Annotated in this window: 1 protein-coding gene; it reads right to left on the bottom strand. The window is 53.5% G+C overall.

What is annotated here, in order from left to right; all coding sequences use genetic code 11:
* Nucleotides 1-7: 7 nt before the first annotated feature.
* Nucleotides 8-18,313 (bottom strand): VCBS domain-containing protein, encoded by an 18,306-nt coding sequence (locus EQU24_RS20210; RefSeq protein WP_175421712.1) that lies wholly within the window; start codon nt 18,311-18,313, stop codon nt 8-10.
* Nucleotides 18,314-19,027 lie beyond the last annotated feature (714 nt).

The raw sequence follows: 19,027 nt of genomic DNA, 5'->3' as shown, positions 1-19,027 counted from the left end.
GGGAAAATTAAACGATTATAAAATCATTTGCAGTTAATCCTGGATGGTTATCAATGCCTAAAATTGCAATCGGCGCCGCCTCGTTTATACCACTTCCATCAGCGTCGTAAGACAACAATCCGGTTTCATTGTCATAAACCAAATAGCGCTCCAGTTCATCAACGGTATCTTCAACAAACGCCGAGAAAATCGAACGATAAAGCACAATCTTATCGACATTGACTTCAAAATCAAGGATGGTGTCGACGTTTCCGATACCGGGAGCCGTGTTGAATACAAACTGATCTGAGCCGCTTCCACCTATAAGTGTATTATGGCCCAAACCACCATAAATTATGTCATCACCGTCACCGCCGTAAATGACATTATCGCCGTCGTCGCCTATCAACACGTCGTCAAAGCCGCTGCCGATGATGTTATGCAGGTTACGCAGCGTATCCCATCCTTGATGTGCGCTGATGAATTGCGCTTCCGTGATCCTTAAATCCACGGTCACGCCGTCTTGCGATGTGCTGTAATCCACGGTGTTGTTGCCTTCACCGCCATCGAGGTAGTCGTCACCGGCGCCGCCCGCTAGGGTGTCGTTGCCGGTTCCACCGTACAACGTATCGTTGCCTTGTCCGCCGTGCAGCCAGTTATCGCCCGCCACGGCGTAGATGACATCATCGCCCTGATTACCATACAACCGGTCATTGCCTTCGCCGCCATAGAGCGTGTCATTGCCCGCGCCGCCGTAAATCGTATCGTTGCCGCCGCCCCCGTAGATCACATTATCGCCGTCGTCGCCTGTCAACACGTCGTCAAAGCCGCTGCCGATGATGTTATGCAGGTTACGCAGCGTATCCCATCCTTGATGTGCGCTGATGAATTGCGCTTCCGTGATCCTTAAATCCACGGTCACGCCGTCTTGCGATGTGCTGTAATCCACGGTGTTGTTGCCTTCACCGCCATCGAGGTAGTCGTCACCGGCGCCGCCCGCTAGGGTGTCGTTGCCGGTTCCACCGTACAACGTATCGTTGCCTTGTCCGCCGTGCAGCCAGTTATCGCCCGCCACGGCGTAGATGACATCATCGCCCTGATTACCATACAACCGGTCATTGCCTTCGCCGCCATAGAGCGTGTCATTGCCCGCGCCGCCGTAAATCGTATCGTTGCCGCCGCCCCCGTAGATCACATTATCGCCGTCGTCGCCTGTCAACACGTCGTCAAAGCCGCTGCCGATGATGTTATGCAGGTTACGCAGCGTATCCCATCCTTGATGTGCGCTGATGAATTGCGCTTCCGTGATCCTTAAATCCACGGTCACGCCGTCTTGCGATGTGCTGTAATCCACGGTGTTGTTGCCTTCACCGCCATCGAGGTAGTCGTCACCGGCGCCGCCCGCTAGGGTGTCGTTGCCGGTTCCACCGTACAACGTATCGTTGCCTTGTCCGCCGTGCAGCCAGTTATCGCCCGCCACGGCGTAGATGACATCATCGCCCTGATTACCATACAACCGGTCATTGCCTTCGCCGCCATAGAGCGTGTCATTGCCCGCGCCGCCGTAAATCGTATCGTTGCCGCCGCCCCCGTAGATCACATTATCGCCGTCGTCGCCTGTCAACACGTCGTCAAAGCCGCTGCCGATGATGTTATGCAGGTTACGCAGCGTATCCCATCCTTGATGTGCGCTGATGAATTGCGCTTCCGTGATCCTTAAATCCACGGTCACGCCGTCTTGCGATGTGCTGTAATCCACGGTGTTGTTGCCTTCACCGCCATCGAGGTAGTCGTCACCGGCGCCGCCCGCTAGGGTGTCGTTGCCGGTTCCACCGTACAACGTATCGTTGCCTTGTCCGCCGTGCAGCCAGTTATCGCCCGCCACGGCGTAGATGACATCATCGCCCTGATTACCATACAACCGGTCATTGCCTTCGCCGCCATAGAGCGTGTCATTGCCCGCGCCGCCGTAAATCGTATCGTTGCCGCCGCCCCCGTAGATCACATTATCGCCGTCGTCGCCTATCAACACGTCGTCAAAGCCGCTGCCGATGATGTTATGCAGGTTACGCAGCGTATCCCATCCTTGATGTGCGCTGATGAATTGCGCTTCCGTGATCCTTAAATCCACGGTCACGCCGTCTTGCGATGTGCTGTAATCCACGGTGTTGTTGCCTTCACCGCCATCGAGGTAGTCGTCACCGGCGCCGCCCGCTAGGGTGTCGTTGCCGGTTCCACCGTACAACGTATCGTTGCCTTGTCCGCCGTGCAGCCAGTTATCGCCCGCCACGGCGTAGATGACATCATCGCCCTGATTACCATACAACCGGTCATTGCCTTCGCCGCCATAGAGCGTGTCATTGCCCGCGCCGCCGTAAATCGTATCGTTGCCGCCGCCCCCGTAGATCACATTATCGCCGTCGTCGCCTGTCAACACGTCGTCAAAGCCGCTGCCGATGATGTTATGCAGGTTACGCAGCGTATCCCATCCTTGATGTGCGCTGATGAATTGCGCTTCCGTGATCCTTAAATCCACGGTCACGCCGTCTTGCGATGTGCTGTAATCCACGGTGTTGTTGCCTTCACCGCCATCGAGGTAGTCGTCACCGGCGCCGCCCGCTAGGGTGTCGTTGCCGGTTCCACCGTACAACGTATCGTTGCCTTGTCCGCCGTGCAGCCAGTTATCGCCCGCCACGGCGTAGATGACATCATCGCCCTGATTACCATACAACCGGTCATTGCCTTCGCCGCCATAGAGCGTGTCATTGCCCGCGCCGCCGTAAATCGTATCGTTGCCGCCGCCCCCGTAGATCACATTATCGCCGTCGTCGCCTGTCAACACGTCGTCAAAGCCGCTGCCGATGATGTTATGCAGGTTACGCAGCGTATCCCATCCTTGATGTGCGCTGATGAATTGCGCTTCCGTGATCCTTAAATCCACGGTCACGCCGTCTTGCGATGTGCTGTAATCCACGGTGTTGTTGCCTTCACCGCCATCGAGGTAGTCGTCACCGGCGCCGCCCGCTAGGGTGTCGTTGCCGGTTCCACCGTACAACGTATCGTTGCCTTGTCCGCCGTGCAGCCAGTTATCGCCCGCCACGGCGTAGATGACATCATCGCCCTGATTACCATACAACCGGTCATTGCCTTCGCCGCCATAGAGCGTGTCATTGCCCGCGCCGCCGTAAATCGTATCGTTGCCTTCAAAACCAAATATTTGTTCGGCATCTGCACTGCCGTCAATAACGTTATCGGCTGTTGTACCCAAAATAACAATAGCGCTTGCAACACTCCTCAAACCAGAGGCATCCGTTTGGCGCAGACGAACACTCATCACGCTGCCGTCATGCAGCAGCTTGTCTTCAGCCGTTCCTCCGGGCAACCATGTTACACCATTATCGGTACTGTATTCCCACGTTGCGCCGGGTTCGACGCCGACCAATGGAAATTCGTTATCCGATGGGAATGCGGCATTGACAGCAGTATCCACATCGCTCACTAAAGCCAGTGATGGCGCTAACGGCACATTACCCATCCGCAATGTATCCCCGACCACCATGCCGGATTGCCCGGACGCATCAATGATATCGATTTTCGAGGTAATAATACCATCAGCCAAGCTGGATAAATCCGCCGTGTAAGTGCCATCGAAGTTAAGATCATCAATAACGACTTGATCGCCATTAACATCCGTAAACGTCACGGTTGCCGTTGCATCGACGTCTAAGCCCACGACACTAAAATCGAGAGCTGTTTTTTCAGTCTCATCAATAAACTTATCATCATCCAGAACTTTAAAAATGCTTGGCGCAATATCGAGTCGAATAAAACCGATGGCAGAAGAGCCATCGGTCGAAGTGGCTTTTACAAATAGAACGCGAGGCGTATTGACGGCCCAGGTACTATTATTGGCAACAAAGATTTTACCCGCGTCAGATCCTGTTGACATGATTGAAAATTCACCGGCTGTATAAGGCGCCGTCCCCGCCGAATTTCCGACCAGCTCGTAGCTTTCCACTTGATCGGTGAGATCTAAATCATCGGCTATGGCTTTAATACCGATGAAGGTACCTATAGCCGTATCGATGGGCACCCAATTGGGCCGAATGCCAGGTATAATAGGGTCGATAGCAAATACCGGCGTGGAAATAGCGTACTCATTCACATCTTCCAGATTAATGATAAACCTTTGATCAAATGAGGCGCCCCCGGAATCGGTTGTGCGCACAGTTACCGCATATTGATGTTTCGTTTCTGCATCCAGCGTCACACCATCTCGGAAGCGGAGTTTATTACCCTCGGTCAGTTCAAAATTAAAGCCGTCTTCCGCATCTAAAATACTGTAGGCATGAACATCGTCGTCAACATCGATTGTAGTTAAACCACCAATGATACGACCTTCTCCGGGAGGCGTATTTTCTTTTATCGTGTCATTCGATAACAAAATCGCGGTTGGCGCGTCATTGGTGCCGTTGATCGTTACGGTGACGCTCGCTTCCGTGCCGTCAATACTTCGCACGGTGAAGCTTTCTTCAACGGTGTCGCCGACATTCAAATAGTCGAACGCACTGTTGGCCACAAAGGTCCAGGCGCCGTCTTCGGTGAGACTGAAGGTGCCGTGGTCGCCTTCAACGCTCTCCTGTGTCTGGAATTTATTGTCTTCGTTATCCGGATCCTCGTTCGTCAAGGTTCCGGTCAACGTCAACGGTGCATCGGTTTCATCGGCTGCTTGAGTTAAATCGCCTCCGATTACCGCCGGGTCGTTGGTGCCGTTGATCGTCACGGTGACGCTCGCTTCCGTGCCGTCAATACTTCGCACGGTGAAGCTTTCTTCAACGGTGTCGCCGACATTCAAATAGTCGAACGCACTGTTGGCCACAAAGGTCCAGGCACCGTCTTCGCTGAGACTGAAGGTGCCGTAGGTGCCGGCAACGTCTTCTTGTACTTGGAATTTGTTGTCTTCGTTATCGACGTCGCTGGCGGTCAAGGTTCCGGTCAAGGTCAACGGTTCATTGGTTTCATCGGCTGCTTGAGTTAAATCGCCTCCGATTACCGCCGGGTCGTTGGTGCCGTTGATCGTCACGGTGACGCTCGCTTCCGTGCCGTCAATACTTCGCACGGTGAAGCTTTCTTCAACGGTGTCGCCGACATTCAAATAGTCGAACGCACTGTTGGCCACAAAGGTCCAGGCACCGTCTTCGGTGAGACTGAAGGTGCCGTAGGTGCCGGCAACGTCTTCCTGTACTTGGAATTTGTTGTCTTCGTTATCGACGTCGCTGGCGGTCAAGGTTCCGGTCAACGTCAACGGTGCATCGGTTTCATCGGCTGCTTGAGTTAAATCGCCTCCGATTACCGCCGGGTCGTTGGTGCCGTTGATCGTCACGGTGACGCTCGCTTCCGTGCCGTCAATACTTCGCACGGCGAAGCTTTCTTCAACGGTGTCGCCGACATTCAGTTCGTCGAAGGCACTGTTGGCCACAAAGGTCCAGACGCCGTCTTCGGTGAGACTGAAGGCGCCGTGGGTGCCTTCAACGTTCTCCTGTACCTGGAATTTATTGTCTTCGTTATCGACGTCGACGGCGGTTAAGGTTCCGGTCAACGTCAACGGTGCATCGGTTTCATCGGCGGCTTGAGTTAAATCGCCGCCGATCACCGCCGGGTCGTTAACTCCGGTCACCGTTATCGTATAGGTCTGGGTAGCGGTTTCACCTTCCTCATCCTTAACCGTATAAGTCACCACAATGGTGCTGATTTCCTCATCGTTAAGGAATTTATACTGAGAAGGATCGACCGTGATCATTGAATCCGAACGGGAGACACCCGCCGGTAAGTCCTGACCGTCATTGCCTGTCGCTTCACCATCCACAACATAGACAACACTATCAATCGTTAAACTATCCAGCCCGAAATCCACATCAATATCGGTTACACCGTCCAATAGGTCGAAGCTAAAGCCCGGATCATTTTCAGAAGCCGTATCACTCGGCGCAGGCTCAATCGCTTGCGGCGCTTCATTGACATTGGCTACCTCGGCTGTCGGTGCGCTCACGACCGTCTCGAAAAAGCCTTCGCCATCAGTATATTGGATACGAACTGACAATGACTTGCCCACATCGTCCCGCGTTAGAGCATAGCTGTTGCCGGTATGCACAACCTCATTATCAATCAACCATTCAAACGTTACCGGCTCGTAAGGGCCGCCATCGGGATCATCCACGTCATGGGTTACGGTTAGAACATCACCCACTCGCACGTCATTGATGTCTCGTTCATCCGCTGTGTTGCTAATCGTCACTGAACCAAAGGGCGGATCGTTGACTATCGTCACATTGATGGTGGTCGTTGCCGAAACACCCGGATTATCGTCCATATCGACAGTCGTGACATCCACAAAACGAGGCGCATCGGTCGGCCGAGTCGACGTATTGCTATATTGGATAGCGCGCAAGGCGAGTTGGAAGAAAGTCGGGTCGAGTCCGCTTTCATTCGACAATGTGATTTCGTGACTATTGTTGCCGGTGACAGTTACACCAATCGCGTAAAACGTCGGGAGCTGGCTTTCAGTAATAAAAAGCTTTTCATTAGAGCCATTGACCGTATCACGCAAGGTCACCGTGACCGACTTGGTGTTTCCGTCCTGGTCGATCAATTCGGCATCGGAGGCTGCGATTGCAACTGGAGCCGCGCCTTCCGTGTAGCTTATTTGATGATCGCGCGTCTCTTCAGTCGGTCCGCTCAAGTCGACGACAGTCGACCAAATCACGTCAACAGTGAAAACAGCCGGAGCGGACGGTTCGCCTTCACTATCTTTTACGGTCAAACTCACATTCCGCGTCCCGACAAATGCATTTTCATTGGCATTTTGATAACGTAACGACAACAAGGCTTCGGTGTACTCTTCATGTGAACCGTCTCCAGTTATGACCAACGGTGAAGCCTCGGTACCGTTGCCGGTTATCGTCAATACGTTATCCAGGCTGGTCGTAAACGAACTGCCAGACGTTGAAAACAAAGTTTCCCAAGTATCACCAAAAGCATTGTCGGTAGTCCATGCGCTATCTAATATTAAACGTGCTTCGGTTAGATAATCACCAAAATCGACATCGGATAACGTGACTTCTTCGTCAGAAGCGAACAAAGGAATACCCTCGCTTCGCGCATAAAATTTGGTGTCATTATCGACTGAGACCTCGGGAGCGTCATTGACATCGGTGACCGTAAGCGTCACCAATCCCTCTGCGAGTGAATACGCCGAACTGCCGCCCCGGCTGCCGGCATTGTCTTCGCCGGCGATATCAGAAACGATGCCACCCGGGACACCGGTCGCCTGGTCCCAGGCGTAATAGCGCAAGCTCGGTTCAGTCAGGTCATTCGCGGTGGTGCCGTTCTTAGCATCCGGCACGAAACGCACTTTGTCATCCTGATCGAGCAACAGCACTTGGCCAACAGCAGTAAAATTGATGGCTTGCCACTCACCAAACGCTTCCGTTTCTGCATTGTAAAGACTGAACTCCCAATGCCCGCCAATGTCGCCGCCGTTGCTCGCCTCAAATATGGCCATGCCTTGTTTGACGCCGTTGTGCTCGCCATGCTCGCCGGTGTCCACATCGGTGATGGTGCCTAGCAACGCGGATACTAAATTACCCGCGTTAGTCACCTCGTCTTCGGTAATCGTTGCCGCGGCTTTTAACGCATCCGCCAGCACCGGCGCATCGTTGACCGGATTTACCGTGATGGCGATATCCGTTTCCGTATACAACGGGTCACCGCCGACATTGCCTTGGTCGTCGATCTTGACGCTCAGGGTGTCTGTGCCGTTGAAATTTTCGTCCGGCCGATACTCTAACCCAGCAACTGCCGCATTGACGTCAGTCAACGTACCGTAGAAAGTTAAACTGGCGCCTTCATTGGCGCTGTCTCCGACGAAAGTAATGCCGTCGGTGTTCGTTAAAGTCAGCGTACCGTGCGCCACCTCTAATGTAATCGTCACACTATCATTGCTAGTATCGCCATCGGCGCGACCGGAGATATCCACGTCGTCGAACGACAAACCGGTAATAGTCAGAACGCCGTCTTCATCGACGGTCTGAGGTACTGGCGCAACTATGGTCGGAGCGTCATTGACATCGGTGACCGTAAGCGTCACCAATCCTTCTGCTAGTGAATACGCCGAACTGTCGCCACGGTTTGCGACGTTGGCTTCGCCGGCGATGCCAGAAACGATGTCACCCGGGACACCGGTCGCCTGGTCCCAGGCGTAATAGCGCAAGCTCGGCTCCGCCAGGTCATTTGCCGTGGTGCCGCCAATTTGATCCGGCACGAAACGCACTTTGTCAGTCTGATCGAGCAACAGCACTTGGCCAACAGCAGTTAAATTGATGGCTTGCCACTCACCAAATTCTTCCGTTTCTGCATTGTAAAGACTAAACTCCCAATGCCCGCCAATGTCGCCGCCGTTGCTCGCCTCAAATATGGCCATGCCTTGTTTGACGCCGTTGTGCTCGCCATGCTCGCCGGTGTCCACATCGGTGATGGTGCCTAGCAGCGCGGATACTAAATTACCCGCGTTAGTCACCTCGTCTTCGGTAATCGTTGCCGCGGCTTTTAACGCATCCGTCAGCACCGGCGCATCGTTGACCGGATTAACCGTGATGGCGATATCCGTTTCCGTATACAACGGGTCACCGCCGACATTGCCTTGGTCGTCGATCTTGACGCTCAGGGTGTCTGTGCCGTTGAAATTTTCGTCCGGCCGATACTCTAACCCAGCAACTGCCGCATTGACGTCAGTCAACGTACCGTAGAAAGTTAAACTGGCGCCTTCATTGGCGCTGTCTCCGACGAAAGTAATGCCGTCGGTGTTCGTTAAAGTCAGCGTACCGTGCGCCACCTCTAATGTAATCGTCACACTATCATTGCTAGTATCGCCATCGGCGCGACCGGAGATATCCACGTCGTCGAACGACAAACCGGTAATAGTCAGAACGCCGTCTTCATCGACGGTCTGAGGTACTGGCGCAACTATGGTCGGAGCGTCATTGACATCGGTGACCGTAAGCGTCACCAATCCTTCTGCTAGTGAATACGCCGAACTGTCGCCACGGTTTGCGACGTTGGCTTCGCCGGCGATGCCAGAAACGATGTCACCCGGGACACCGGTCGCCTGGTCCCAGGCGTAATAGCGCAAGCTCGGCTCCGCCAGGTCATTTGCCGTGGTGCCGCCAATTTGATCCGGCACGAAACGCACTTTGTCAGTCTGATCGAGCAACAGCACTTGGCCAACAGCAGTTAAATTGATGGCTTGCCACTCACCAAATTCTTCCGTTTCTGCATTGTAAAGACTAAACTCCCAATGCCCGCCAATGTCGCCGCCGTTGCTCGCCTCAAATATGGCCATGCCTTGTTTGACGCCGTTGTGCTCGCCATGCTCGCCGGTGTCCACATCGGTGATGGTGCCTAGCAGCGCGGATACTAAATTACCCGCGTTAGTCACCTCGTCTTCGGTAATCGTTGCCGCGGCTTTTAACGCATCCGTCAGCACCGGTGCATCGTTGACCGGCGCCAGGTCGATCGTCAACGTTCTGGGGGTCGGATCCAGATCCACGCCGCCGTTTTCGGTACCGCCATTGTCTTGGACCTGAAAAGTAAAGCTCGCAGCGGCATCACCGTTGATATTAGCCGCTGGGCTATAGGTCAGCAAGCCCGCTTCCAGTTGTTCTCTGCTGACAAAATCCCCGGCGTTCACAGGTACGTTATCGAGCAGTAAGACGCCATACTCGGGCAACGTGCTAATCTTAACGGCAGCCAATTCATGCACGTCGTTATCCCACGGGTCGCTGAAACCAAAATCAGTGACGCCAAACGGATAAACCACATCCTCAGTTCCTGCGACCTGGCTATCAATGCCGACGGGTGCATCATTCACCGCAATCAAATTGATGATCGTTTGGGCGCCGACGCCGACATTATCATCGACATCGATGGCATTGGCTTCGACATAGCGTGTCTCAACACTAGGCGCGGTGGAGTCGTTTTGATAGCGCACGCCGCGCAATGCGACTTGGAAATTGGTTGAGGTTCCTCCGTCACCGGAAGCCACAAAGGTGATTGTCGTTGCTTTTGTCCAACCACTGCCGCTAACCGCTTCGCCATCACTGGCTTCCGTATCAATACTAATCCCACGAGGAGCCAGCCAGTCGAGCGTCGCTTGTGTTACTGACAGGTATTCTTGGGTTAAGTCTTCGGTGTTATCCAAAGGATTGGTTAGCGTTAATGTCAAGTTTCGAATCAAACCGTCTTGATCGACAATGCTCGAATTCGAAGTCGCAACAGCCACAGCCGGGGCTTTTTCGATGTAAGTGACGTCATGATCGCGGCCGGGTAATGGGCCGTTCATATCGATGACCGGCGTCCAAGGTACCGAAACGGTCACAGTCGCGACTCTTGGCCCCGCCACAACCGCCTCGGTAATGGGCGCGTCGGTTTCTGCCAGAACCACATTTACCTCTAAATCAAAAGCGAATTTGGGCTGCGTTGCCGCATCATAAAATTTTAATGAGTCACCCGATTCAAGCGACAACGGTCTGCTCGCCACAAAATTTTGGTTGTCTACTTTTAACGCAATAACAGCGCCGGAATCCACATCGTTAATGAAGATGCGTTGTCCTACAGCGATATCGGTATTTTCATCGGTTGTGGTGATAAACGCCGTGTTACTCTCATCGCCTTCGGCATCGATAACCGAAAAAGTGATTTCTCGATCACCGACAAAAGCATTTGGATTGGCATTGTTATACTGCACTTGGCGCAGTATAGCTTGGTAATCCTCTACTGAAGCGATTCCGCTGATCGTTAACGCCGCGCCATCGGCCGTTTGGCTTGATGAAACTGTCAATCCTGCCGTTGACGCAGCGTTTACGCCGTCTGCGGTTAGCGATAGAGACTCATAAAAAACACCGAATTGATTGTCTTGGGCGCCGGATACTAAACTGATAGTTGCCGATCCCATGGTTGGGCTGTCAATATCCGTCAACTCAAGAGCCGGCGCAATGATTACGGCATCACCACGCGGTTTAAACGTGCCGACCGCATGGATACCCGCCGCCTCCGATCCGCCAGCATCAAGTATTGGCGCATCGTTAGTGGGCGTAGCGATAATAGTTGTTGTGCCGCTTGCCGGAATCGCCCCTGTACCATCATCAATGGTATAGCTCAATGCGGCGATTTCGCCGCTCGGGGCGTTGATCGGCGTAACGTAGTAGATCGGATTATCAATCAACCAGCCCATTAAAGTTTCCGGGCTAGAAGTGACATTAAGAACCAATGTGTCGGTGTCGTTTCCTGCGACCTCGACTGCGGTGTCTAATGTGTCCACGCGCAAAGTACCCGACGTGACCGAAAGCGTTAACGTGAGCGCGTTATCGTCCGGGTCGACAATGGAGAGCACGTCGAGCGGAATTTGTGTGGGAACATCCTCTTCGACGGTAACGCTGTCTACTTGACCGCTAATGGTCGGCTTATCGTTGGCGCCGTTGATCGTGATGGTCAGCAGGGCGGTATCGGTCAGGCCATCAACATCGCGTACCGTGTAATTGAAGACTTCGGTGAGTGTTTGCCCGACATTCAGACCATCCACAGACTCATTGGTTTGCGCAACGATGTAAGTATATTCGCCGGTGGTTTTGTTGACGATTAGGTCGCCATAGTTGCCGCTAATAATAAAACTATCGCCGTCGTCATTGGCGGGGCGACCGATACCTTCGATATTGCCGGCACGAACGGCAGAAATCACCAGGGTTTCGGTCTGTCCTGGATTAGCGTCTGTAGCCGCTTCGTCAGCTAACAAATTACCAATTGCGTTTTCGCCCGGAACTTCGTGCCCTTCTTCTTGCGCCTCGCCTTCCTGATTGTTGGCAACCGGAGCAATTGCTGAAAGATTGACGTTACGAGGAACCGAAGTAATGTTCGACTCTTCCGCGCCAAAGTCGTCGGTATAATGGGTGATGACCCGAATCCATTTGCCGCCATCGGCACTGGTTAAGGTATAGCTACTGAAAATTGCGCCCGGAATGTTAGTAAAGTCACCGCCCTCGGTATCCGCAATCTGCCACTGGTATGTAGGCGTAGCCGTAAACAAACCATCGGGATCGGTGATAATTGCCGACCAGTTCGTGCCGGCGTTGGCGCCTGTGCCTGCAATCGTGATTTCTCCCGGAGTATTGATATTATCGATAGCGGGAAGCGCATCGGAAATCGGTGATTCCGCCACATTGCCGTTATCGGTATAGAACGCTTGAACGCGTACCGGGAAGCCGACTTCGGTGGTTGCGAGCGTCAGCGATTGTTCGTTGCCGCGTGCGCCGGCAACGTCAGTCCAAACGTCATCCGCCTGAATTTGCCACTGATAGATCACATTGGCGGGATTGAAACCATCGCCATCGGACACCGTGGCGGTCAAAGTGTCGCCTAATTTAGGCGCGCCAAGATCGGCCCCTTCGTTAATGGTAATCGCCACGGCTCCGGCGTTGTTCGGCAACAGCGCGCCGGGTAACGCGCCCTCGGCTGTGCCGCCCAGATTCAGGGTGAACGAAGTCGTTGCGGTACTGCCTCCCGTCGATTCGGTGCCGGTTAACTCGATATTGAGGTAAGCGGCATTGCCCGGCACCGTGCCGCTGAGCAGCAGTTTTCCGGCATTTTCACCCTCGGTCACTTCGATTAGGCTCAAACCGAATGAGTCGAGCGCTTGTCCGTTGGCAGTTGCTGAATAGCTAATGCCTTCGGTCGTTGCCGTGCCGGTCGGCGAGCCATCCGGGTCGATGAAAGGCTTGTCGAACAAGATACTGACCGCGCCCCCAGGCACGCCCGGCTGATCTTGCAAAGGCGTAACCAGCGCCAACGGATCGTTCGGGTTGATTATTGCCAGCGTAAAGGTTGTGAATACAGATGTTCCGGTTGTTGTGGTCGCAGTAACCTTGACGCTTAAATTTTCTTCACCTGCCGGTGGATTGCCGCTAAAAGTCGCGGTATCGGGATCGAAACTCAGCCATGCAGGCAACGCGCTGTCATCGGCCAGGGTCGCGCTATAGGTTAGTCCATTGTCTTCCTCGCCGAGGAAATTGAAGGCTCTAGCCGGAACCGTGTAGATACCCGAGCCTGGTCCATCAACAAAAGGCACGCTGGCCGGCATGACACCAACGGTAAGGTCTGAATCTTGTGTGTTGTTATAGACAATAAGCTGAAATTGACTGGCCGCCGTTCCATTCGAAACGGCATCAAAGGCGCGGATTTCGATCAACAGGTTGGCGGGTACCGCGCCATTACCCGAAAGCGTCAGCGTGTCCGGGGAAAAACTCAATGCCGGAGAATCAGTGATCAGGGTAGCCGCACCATTAGCAGGATTGATCGTAAAGGCGCTGTAAACCAGAGCGTCGTTTTCCGGGTCGCTAAAGGTTTCGGAAGGAATGGTATAGCTCCAGCTGTCGCCTTGGATAATGACATTAATGTCTGTACCGGCTGCGCCGACTTCATTGCGTGCAATAAAATCGGTAGCCGTGATATTAGTTGACGTAGAGCCATTGATGTTTTCTATGAGAAGGAATTGGCCTATGCTTGCGTTGCTGTAGCCCGTGCCGACATAAATGCTCCAATTGCTATTAACGTGGTAACTTTTGAATGTTTCTCCGTCATATATAAGAGGTAGCTGGGATACAAACTGGGCAAGCACCTGAGCAGGCGTTTGATTTCCAGCGATGTCAATGTGTCGCCCAAAAAATTCCAACAAGTAATCCGGTTCGCCCGTTCTGTTGCTAAACGTGAAAGTGCCTTGGCGAGGAGCATAATCAGGCTTATAGGTATTACCTGAAACAACCGATATAGGAGTCGAGTAGATAACAAGTTCTTCGGTGCCTAAATCCGTCTTCTCTCCGCCTTGGTTTGCTTCCAGCGTCACCGTCGCGCCGTCACGCTCGGTCACGGTGTAATTCGCCAGGCTCGCGTCGTTAATGGCTTCAGCGATTTGTTCGCCTGTAACCGCTGTGCCGGCAACCACAGTAGTATCGCCGACCGAAAATTCTGCCCCGCCGTAGGGACCGTCAATAAAGGTCAAATCGACGATTTCGAACCTGGCATCTTGTCCTTCAAGCGAAGGCACGAAAGCATTGGCAGGAGCCGCTATGGTGTCGCCGGTCACGATAAAATCATCAACGGTCAAATCGGCAACCGCGCCCGGGGTTTTGGCTGTTAACTGGACTGTCGTCCCGCTTTCAATATAGGCGCTCGTCCATTGCGTACCTTCTGCCGCGGCACTGTATGCGTCGTGGAATTGTTGTGCGACTTGTGCCGCCGTTTCGGTACCGGTCAGGCTTACTTCGACGCCATCGAATACGATACGGGTCGCGCCTTCAGCATTGGCAAAAGTAACTTCGACCGCTTCGGTGGCGGTGCCATCATCGGTAAACATAGCCGCAACATCATCTTCTAGCTTGAGCTCAGGCGCCCCAAAAGCACCGCCCGCCGCATCGGTAATTATCAGTTGATTACCTTCCCAAACCGCAGAAACGGGCGTGCCAGCAAACTCAGTGTTAATCAAACCGGCCAAATCAGCGCCGGAAGTAGCAGAGGAGATATCGAGGTCAGTAACCGTTCTGTCACCGGCGGTTAACGAGAACAGGCTTGCATTTGCGGCTTGTGCATCGGTTATCTCAAAAATCAGCGTACTGCCGCCTTGGGTGATGACGCTGGGCGAGGCGAGGGAGTTATCGACGATAACATTGAAGTCTGCTGCCGTCAGGGAGTCGCGCGCGCCCGGGGTGCGTGCGGTGAAGATGATCGTGTCGGCGAAAGTCTCGTGAACTGCGGCATTCCATTCGCCATTGCCGTTGACCTGTGCCGCGACAGCGCTTGCAATATCCGCAGTATTTAAATCGTTGATAGTGATCGTTTGCCCGTCAAAGGCCAATGTCTGGGCGCCTGCTACCTCGTGAAACTGGACTGATACCTGCTCGGCTACAGCCTCAGCGCCTTCTTGAACTATCGTGACGGTGTAGCGACCGACGTCGTCAATGATGACGGTGCCGTTGGTAAATTCAGCCCGCTCGCCGGCTTCTTTAGCGGTGAGGCGAACGTTGGCGCCGTCTGATGACGTGACATCGTATAGGCCGGAAGAGGCCGTGATCTCGGCTGCGACCGCCGCTGCAACCTCATTCGCGCCGGCTGTGCTGCCGAGTACAATCGGTCCGCTGCCGTCAAATCGGATCGCCTGCCCGCCCAGCATGCCGTCAAAAGTCACGGAAGTGATTTCCTTCGGCGCGTTCACCGCAGCCCAGGTCAATGGGTTATCTACGACCGGCGGTTGGTTCTCATTCGCACTGATGTTCAGCGTAAAAGTGTCGGTGGCACTAAGGCTGCCGTCGCTGGCGGTGACTTCGAAAGTCAGTGATTGATTGCCCCAGCTTAAAGGCGGGTTGCCACTGAAACTGCGGCTGGCTTCGTCGAAGGTCAGCCAATTAGAGGCGAGACCGGCGGTATCGTCAGCATTGGGGGTTACTGTGTCGGTAATGGAATAATCGACTTCGGCGCCGTTGACATGCGTGACTCTAACCGTATAAGTCAAGCCCATGCCCTCAGCATCGGTGAACGTCGCCGCAGGAATTTGATAAAACCAGTCGCCGGTTCCACTGAGTGCTTGATCCCCAATTGCGGATGCCAAAATCGGCGTGTCGTTGGTACCGGTCAAGGTGATGGTTAGTTGTTGGATCGACGAAGCGCCTTCTGGATCAGTGACGCGAAAATCGAAGACTTCGTTAACAACCGCACCTTCCGGCAGCGCATTGATCGCATTGAAGTTGGTGGCTTCATAACTCCACTGTCCGGTATGCTCATTGAGGGTTAACGTACCGAAAAGACCGACTTTACTCCAGGTCGACTCCGCTTTTCCGCCGCCACGGATACTGAACACAAGCGTGTTATCATCATTATCAACATCGGTTGCGGTCAGTGTGCCGGTCAATTGATTGTCGATAACATCCGAATTTGCGCCGGCCGTTAAGGTGACGCCCTCACCGACCGAAGTATCGTTAGCGGCGGTTTCGGTAATCGTCGCGGTCGGCGCACCGCTGGTGAATACCGGCGAGTCGTTGACCGGGATCACTTCAATTGCGACGGTTAGGCTGTTGTTACTGAGCGGTCCGTCTTCGGCAGGACTGACGGTATCGAATGTGACGCGGGTTTCACCGCTGCTAAAACCGGCGCCGTACGAATTGTCGAGCGCCCAGACGATTAGCGGCTCGGGAATGCCGTAGGCGTCTGGGTTCGGGGCAAAGCGCAGGATGGCGGTCGGTGCCAACACCAGGCCAAACTCTGTGGAAACGGTGCCGACATTGAACCAGTTAGTGCCATCCGTGGTGTACTGCCATTGGCCAATGATAGTTTCGGAATTAGCCGTAATGACGATGCCGGCAAAATTGCCGGTCAAATTCGGGGTGTCACCGGCATCGACATCGGTGAATCGCGGTGCAAACAGGCTTTCAACCGTTTGGCCGTTATTAACGGTTGGATCTTCCAACAGTTTCGGCATTTCAACGACAGTGCCGGCGAGATCCGGACGGTCATTGACCGGAAGGACTTGCACTGGGACGTCGCGCGTCGCCGCTGACAGCGCCCCTTCATCATCTACTGCGCGAACCTTGAAGGCGGGAATGGAGGTGCCATTGACATCCTGATTCGGCGTCCAATACGCATTGTGCGCGGAGGTAATCTGATCGTTGGAGCCAACAGCCCACAGTTCCGCATCTTCCGGGCTGGTTCCGATACGCAGCGTACCGCTGTTAACTTCGGTCACCTTGAAGGCATCAACCTTCCCGTCCGGATCCGAGGCTTTACCGCTTAGATGAGCGAAGGTAACCGTAATTTCGGTATCTTCGTCACCCTGGGTCACGACTGCATCGTACGCATCGAGTATCGGCGCCTGGTTGGAGGCAGGAACCTCCTCAATGGTTTCCTGAAGGTCGGCAGCGCTTGCGGCAAATACATAGGCCAGCGAGAAACTCACGGATTGACCGGCCGCTAAGTTGCCGACATTGATGCCAAGACCAATCGTATCGTCACGGGTAGCGCCGTCGCGAAACTCGTCTCCGCCATTTAAATAGGTATTCGGATCGGTCGTCCAGCCGGTAACACCGGCGTTACTCTCCAAGGACGTATTGCTGTACAGACCGATAACCCGTCCGCTGACCGGACCGGTACCTAGAACAATATCCGTTTCCGGAATACCATCTGCTCCGCGAACATTCAGTGTGTTGGTCGTTGATCCCGGCAGGCCATTGGAGTCCACGTCCGGGTCAATAGCACGCGCATAGCGCACATCGAATATCGAAGAGCTACCGGTATTCTCGAACGTCACACGGATACTGATAACGCGTTCATTCTCACCCAAAGAATAGACTTGGGTCATCTTGAGACCGGGCACGCTACTGAACGTGCTTTCAAACACCAATTCACCGAAGGTTTTAGCGGTGCTGCCCGAGCCGCTGGTTTGAATCGATGACGCTGCGCTGTTAATTGTGGTGGTGATTTGACCACCTGTAGGACTGGTGTTGTTGTTGACAAAAGTCGAGGAGCCCACTCGAACCGAAAACATTTCCCAAGGTGAGCCGGGAGTGAGGTAATCTGCCGTATCAAGAAAACCAAAACTACCTTCAGGGTCATACTGAATCCCGGGCTTGGTGTTTCCACCAAAACCAAAGGTACCATTGGCGCTATAGCCAAACTTGACATATTGGTTGTTGAAGATTCCGGGTGCCGTGGCGAGCAAGCCGCTATAGGCTTCCATCGCCTCGTTAGATAAAAAACCATCCACAGCGATTTCGCCGGTACTGAGTTCTAACACCCAGTTACCCCCCAATACACTCGGGCCGGTGGCGTCTAGGGAAGCAGCAACATCGGCGTTGGTCAGTTGTGCCAGTTCGTGAACAAAAGCATGACCTTCATCGCCTTCGCCCACATTACAGCCATACAATAAAATATCGCCATTTTCACTGATAAAACTGCCGAGATGTTCAAAATCAGCGGATCTTTCAGTCAGTGTCGACCGGTCAATCAGGCTGTTGCCGAGCTGAATGGCGCCCGGTTGGCCGTGGCTGATGATGTGGATCGCATCGAATTCGCCGTGATGCTCCAAAGTCGTCATTATCTGGTCAAGCCCGTCCGCCCCCGAATCAATTACTTGATAAATCGCATTTTCGGGAAGGCCCGCTACAAGTATATCGATATCATAAAGACTGTTATCGATGAAATAAATGACACGGGGTAGATTTGCGTTTGCTTCAGGTGTGTTCATATCGTTCATAACGGTGCGTGCCTTGTGTGTTAATTACTGTTTATTTTTAATAGGCGATTCAGTCTGCCAAGAGATGGATTTTGGTTGATGATCGTGCTTACTTTGTGCCTGTCGGTGTCTATGGTCTCTGCTTTTGAATCGATTGACCACTTATGGTTGACGAATACTATTCTTGTCACGCTCGACAAAACCATGATAATCGTAATGGCGTTGCACAGAGTTTCGCATATAACTATTCAAAGATCAAAATTCGGATCCGGAGTGCCCGTCAAAGGACGCCGAGAATACGTCCATGTAGAGACTCTATGCCAGCTCCATGCTGGCAAAGCCTTTGCGATCGCCACGGATGGTGTGTATTAGGGCACCAACAGTAGGTGCTTTAGGCGATGCAGGGCAGAAAAATGCTCCTGCATTTTCTGCATTCATTACATCCATGTAACTCAGCAATTGCCGACGACTACAAGGATGCAGGGCAACGCAGGAGCAGTTGCCGACGACTGCAAGGATGCAGGAGGTAGGGCAATGCAGGTGCAATTGCCGAGGAGCAAAAATCTGCCCTGCTGCCAACATCCTCGCTAGCCACACCCCATACCTTCAGAAAGTTAGCCGTTTTCTGAGTATAACGCATTACCTGATTAGCAAGATGCTTCAGCTAAAGCCCAAAAACCAGAATATTCTTGGCTAGAAGGCGCATACTGGCCACTTAATTAGCAA

Origin of the sequence: Methylotuvimicrobium buryatense (assembly GCF_005931095.1) — a bacterium.
GTDB classification, from domain to species: domain Bacteria; phylum Pseudomonadota; class Gammaproteobacteria; order Methylococcales; family Methylomonadaceae; genus Methylotuvimicrobium; species Methylotuvimicrobium buryatense.
Note: the sequence above shows the minus strand (reverse complement) of the source record. Positions and strands in the feature narration are given on the sequence as shown.

Coding starts and splice junctions, on each gene's coding strand:
- EQU24_RS20210 (WP_175421712.1), bottom strand. CDS start 18,313: ATGAACACACCTGAAGCAAACGCAAATCTACCCCGTGTCATTTATTTC.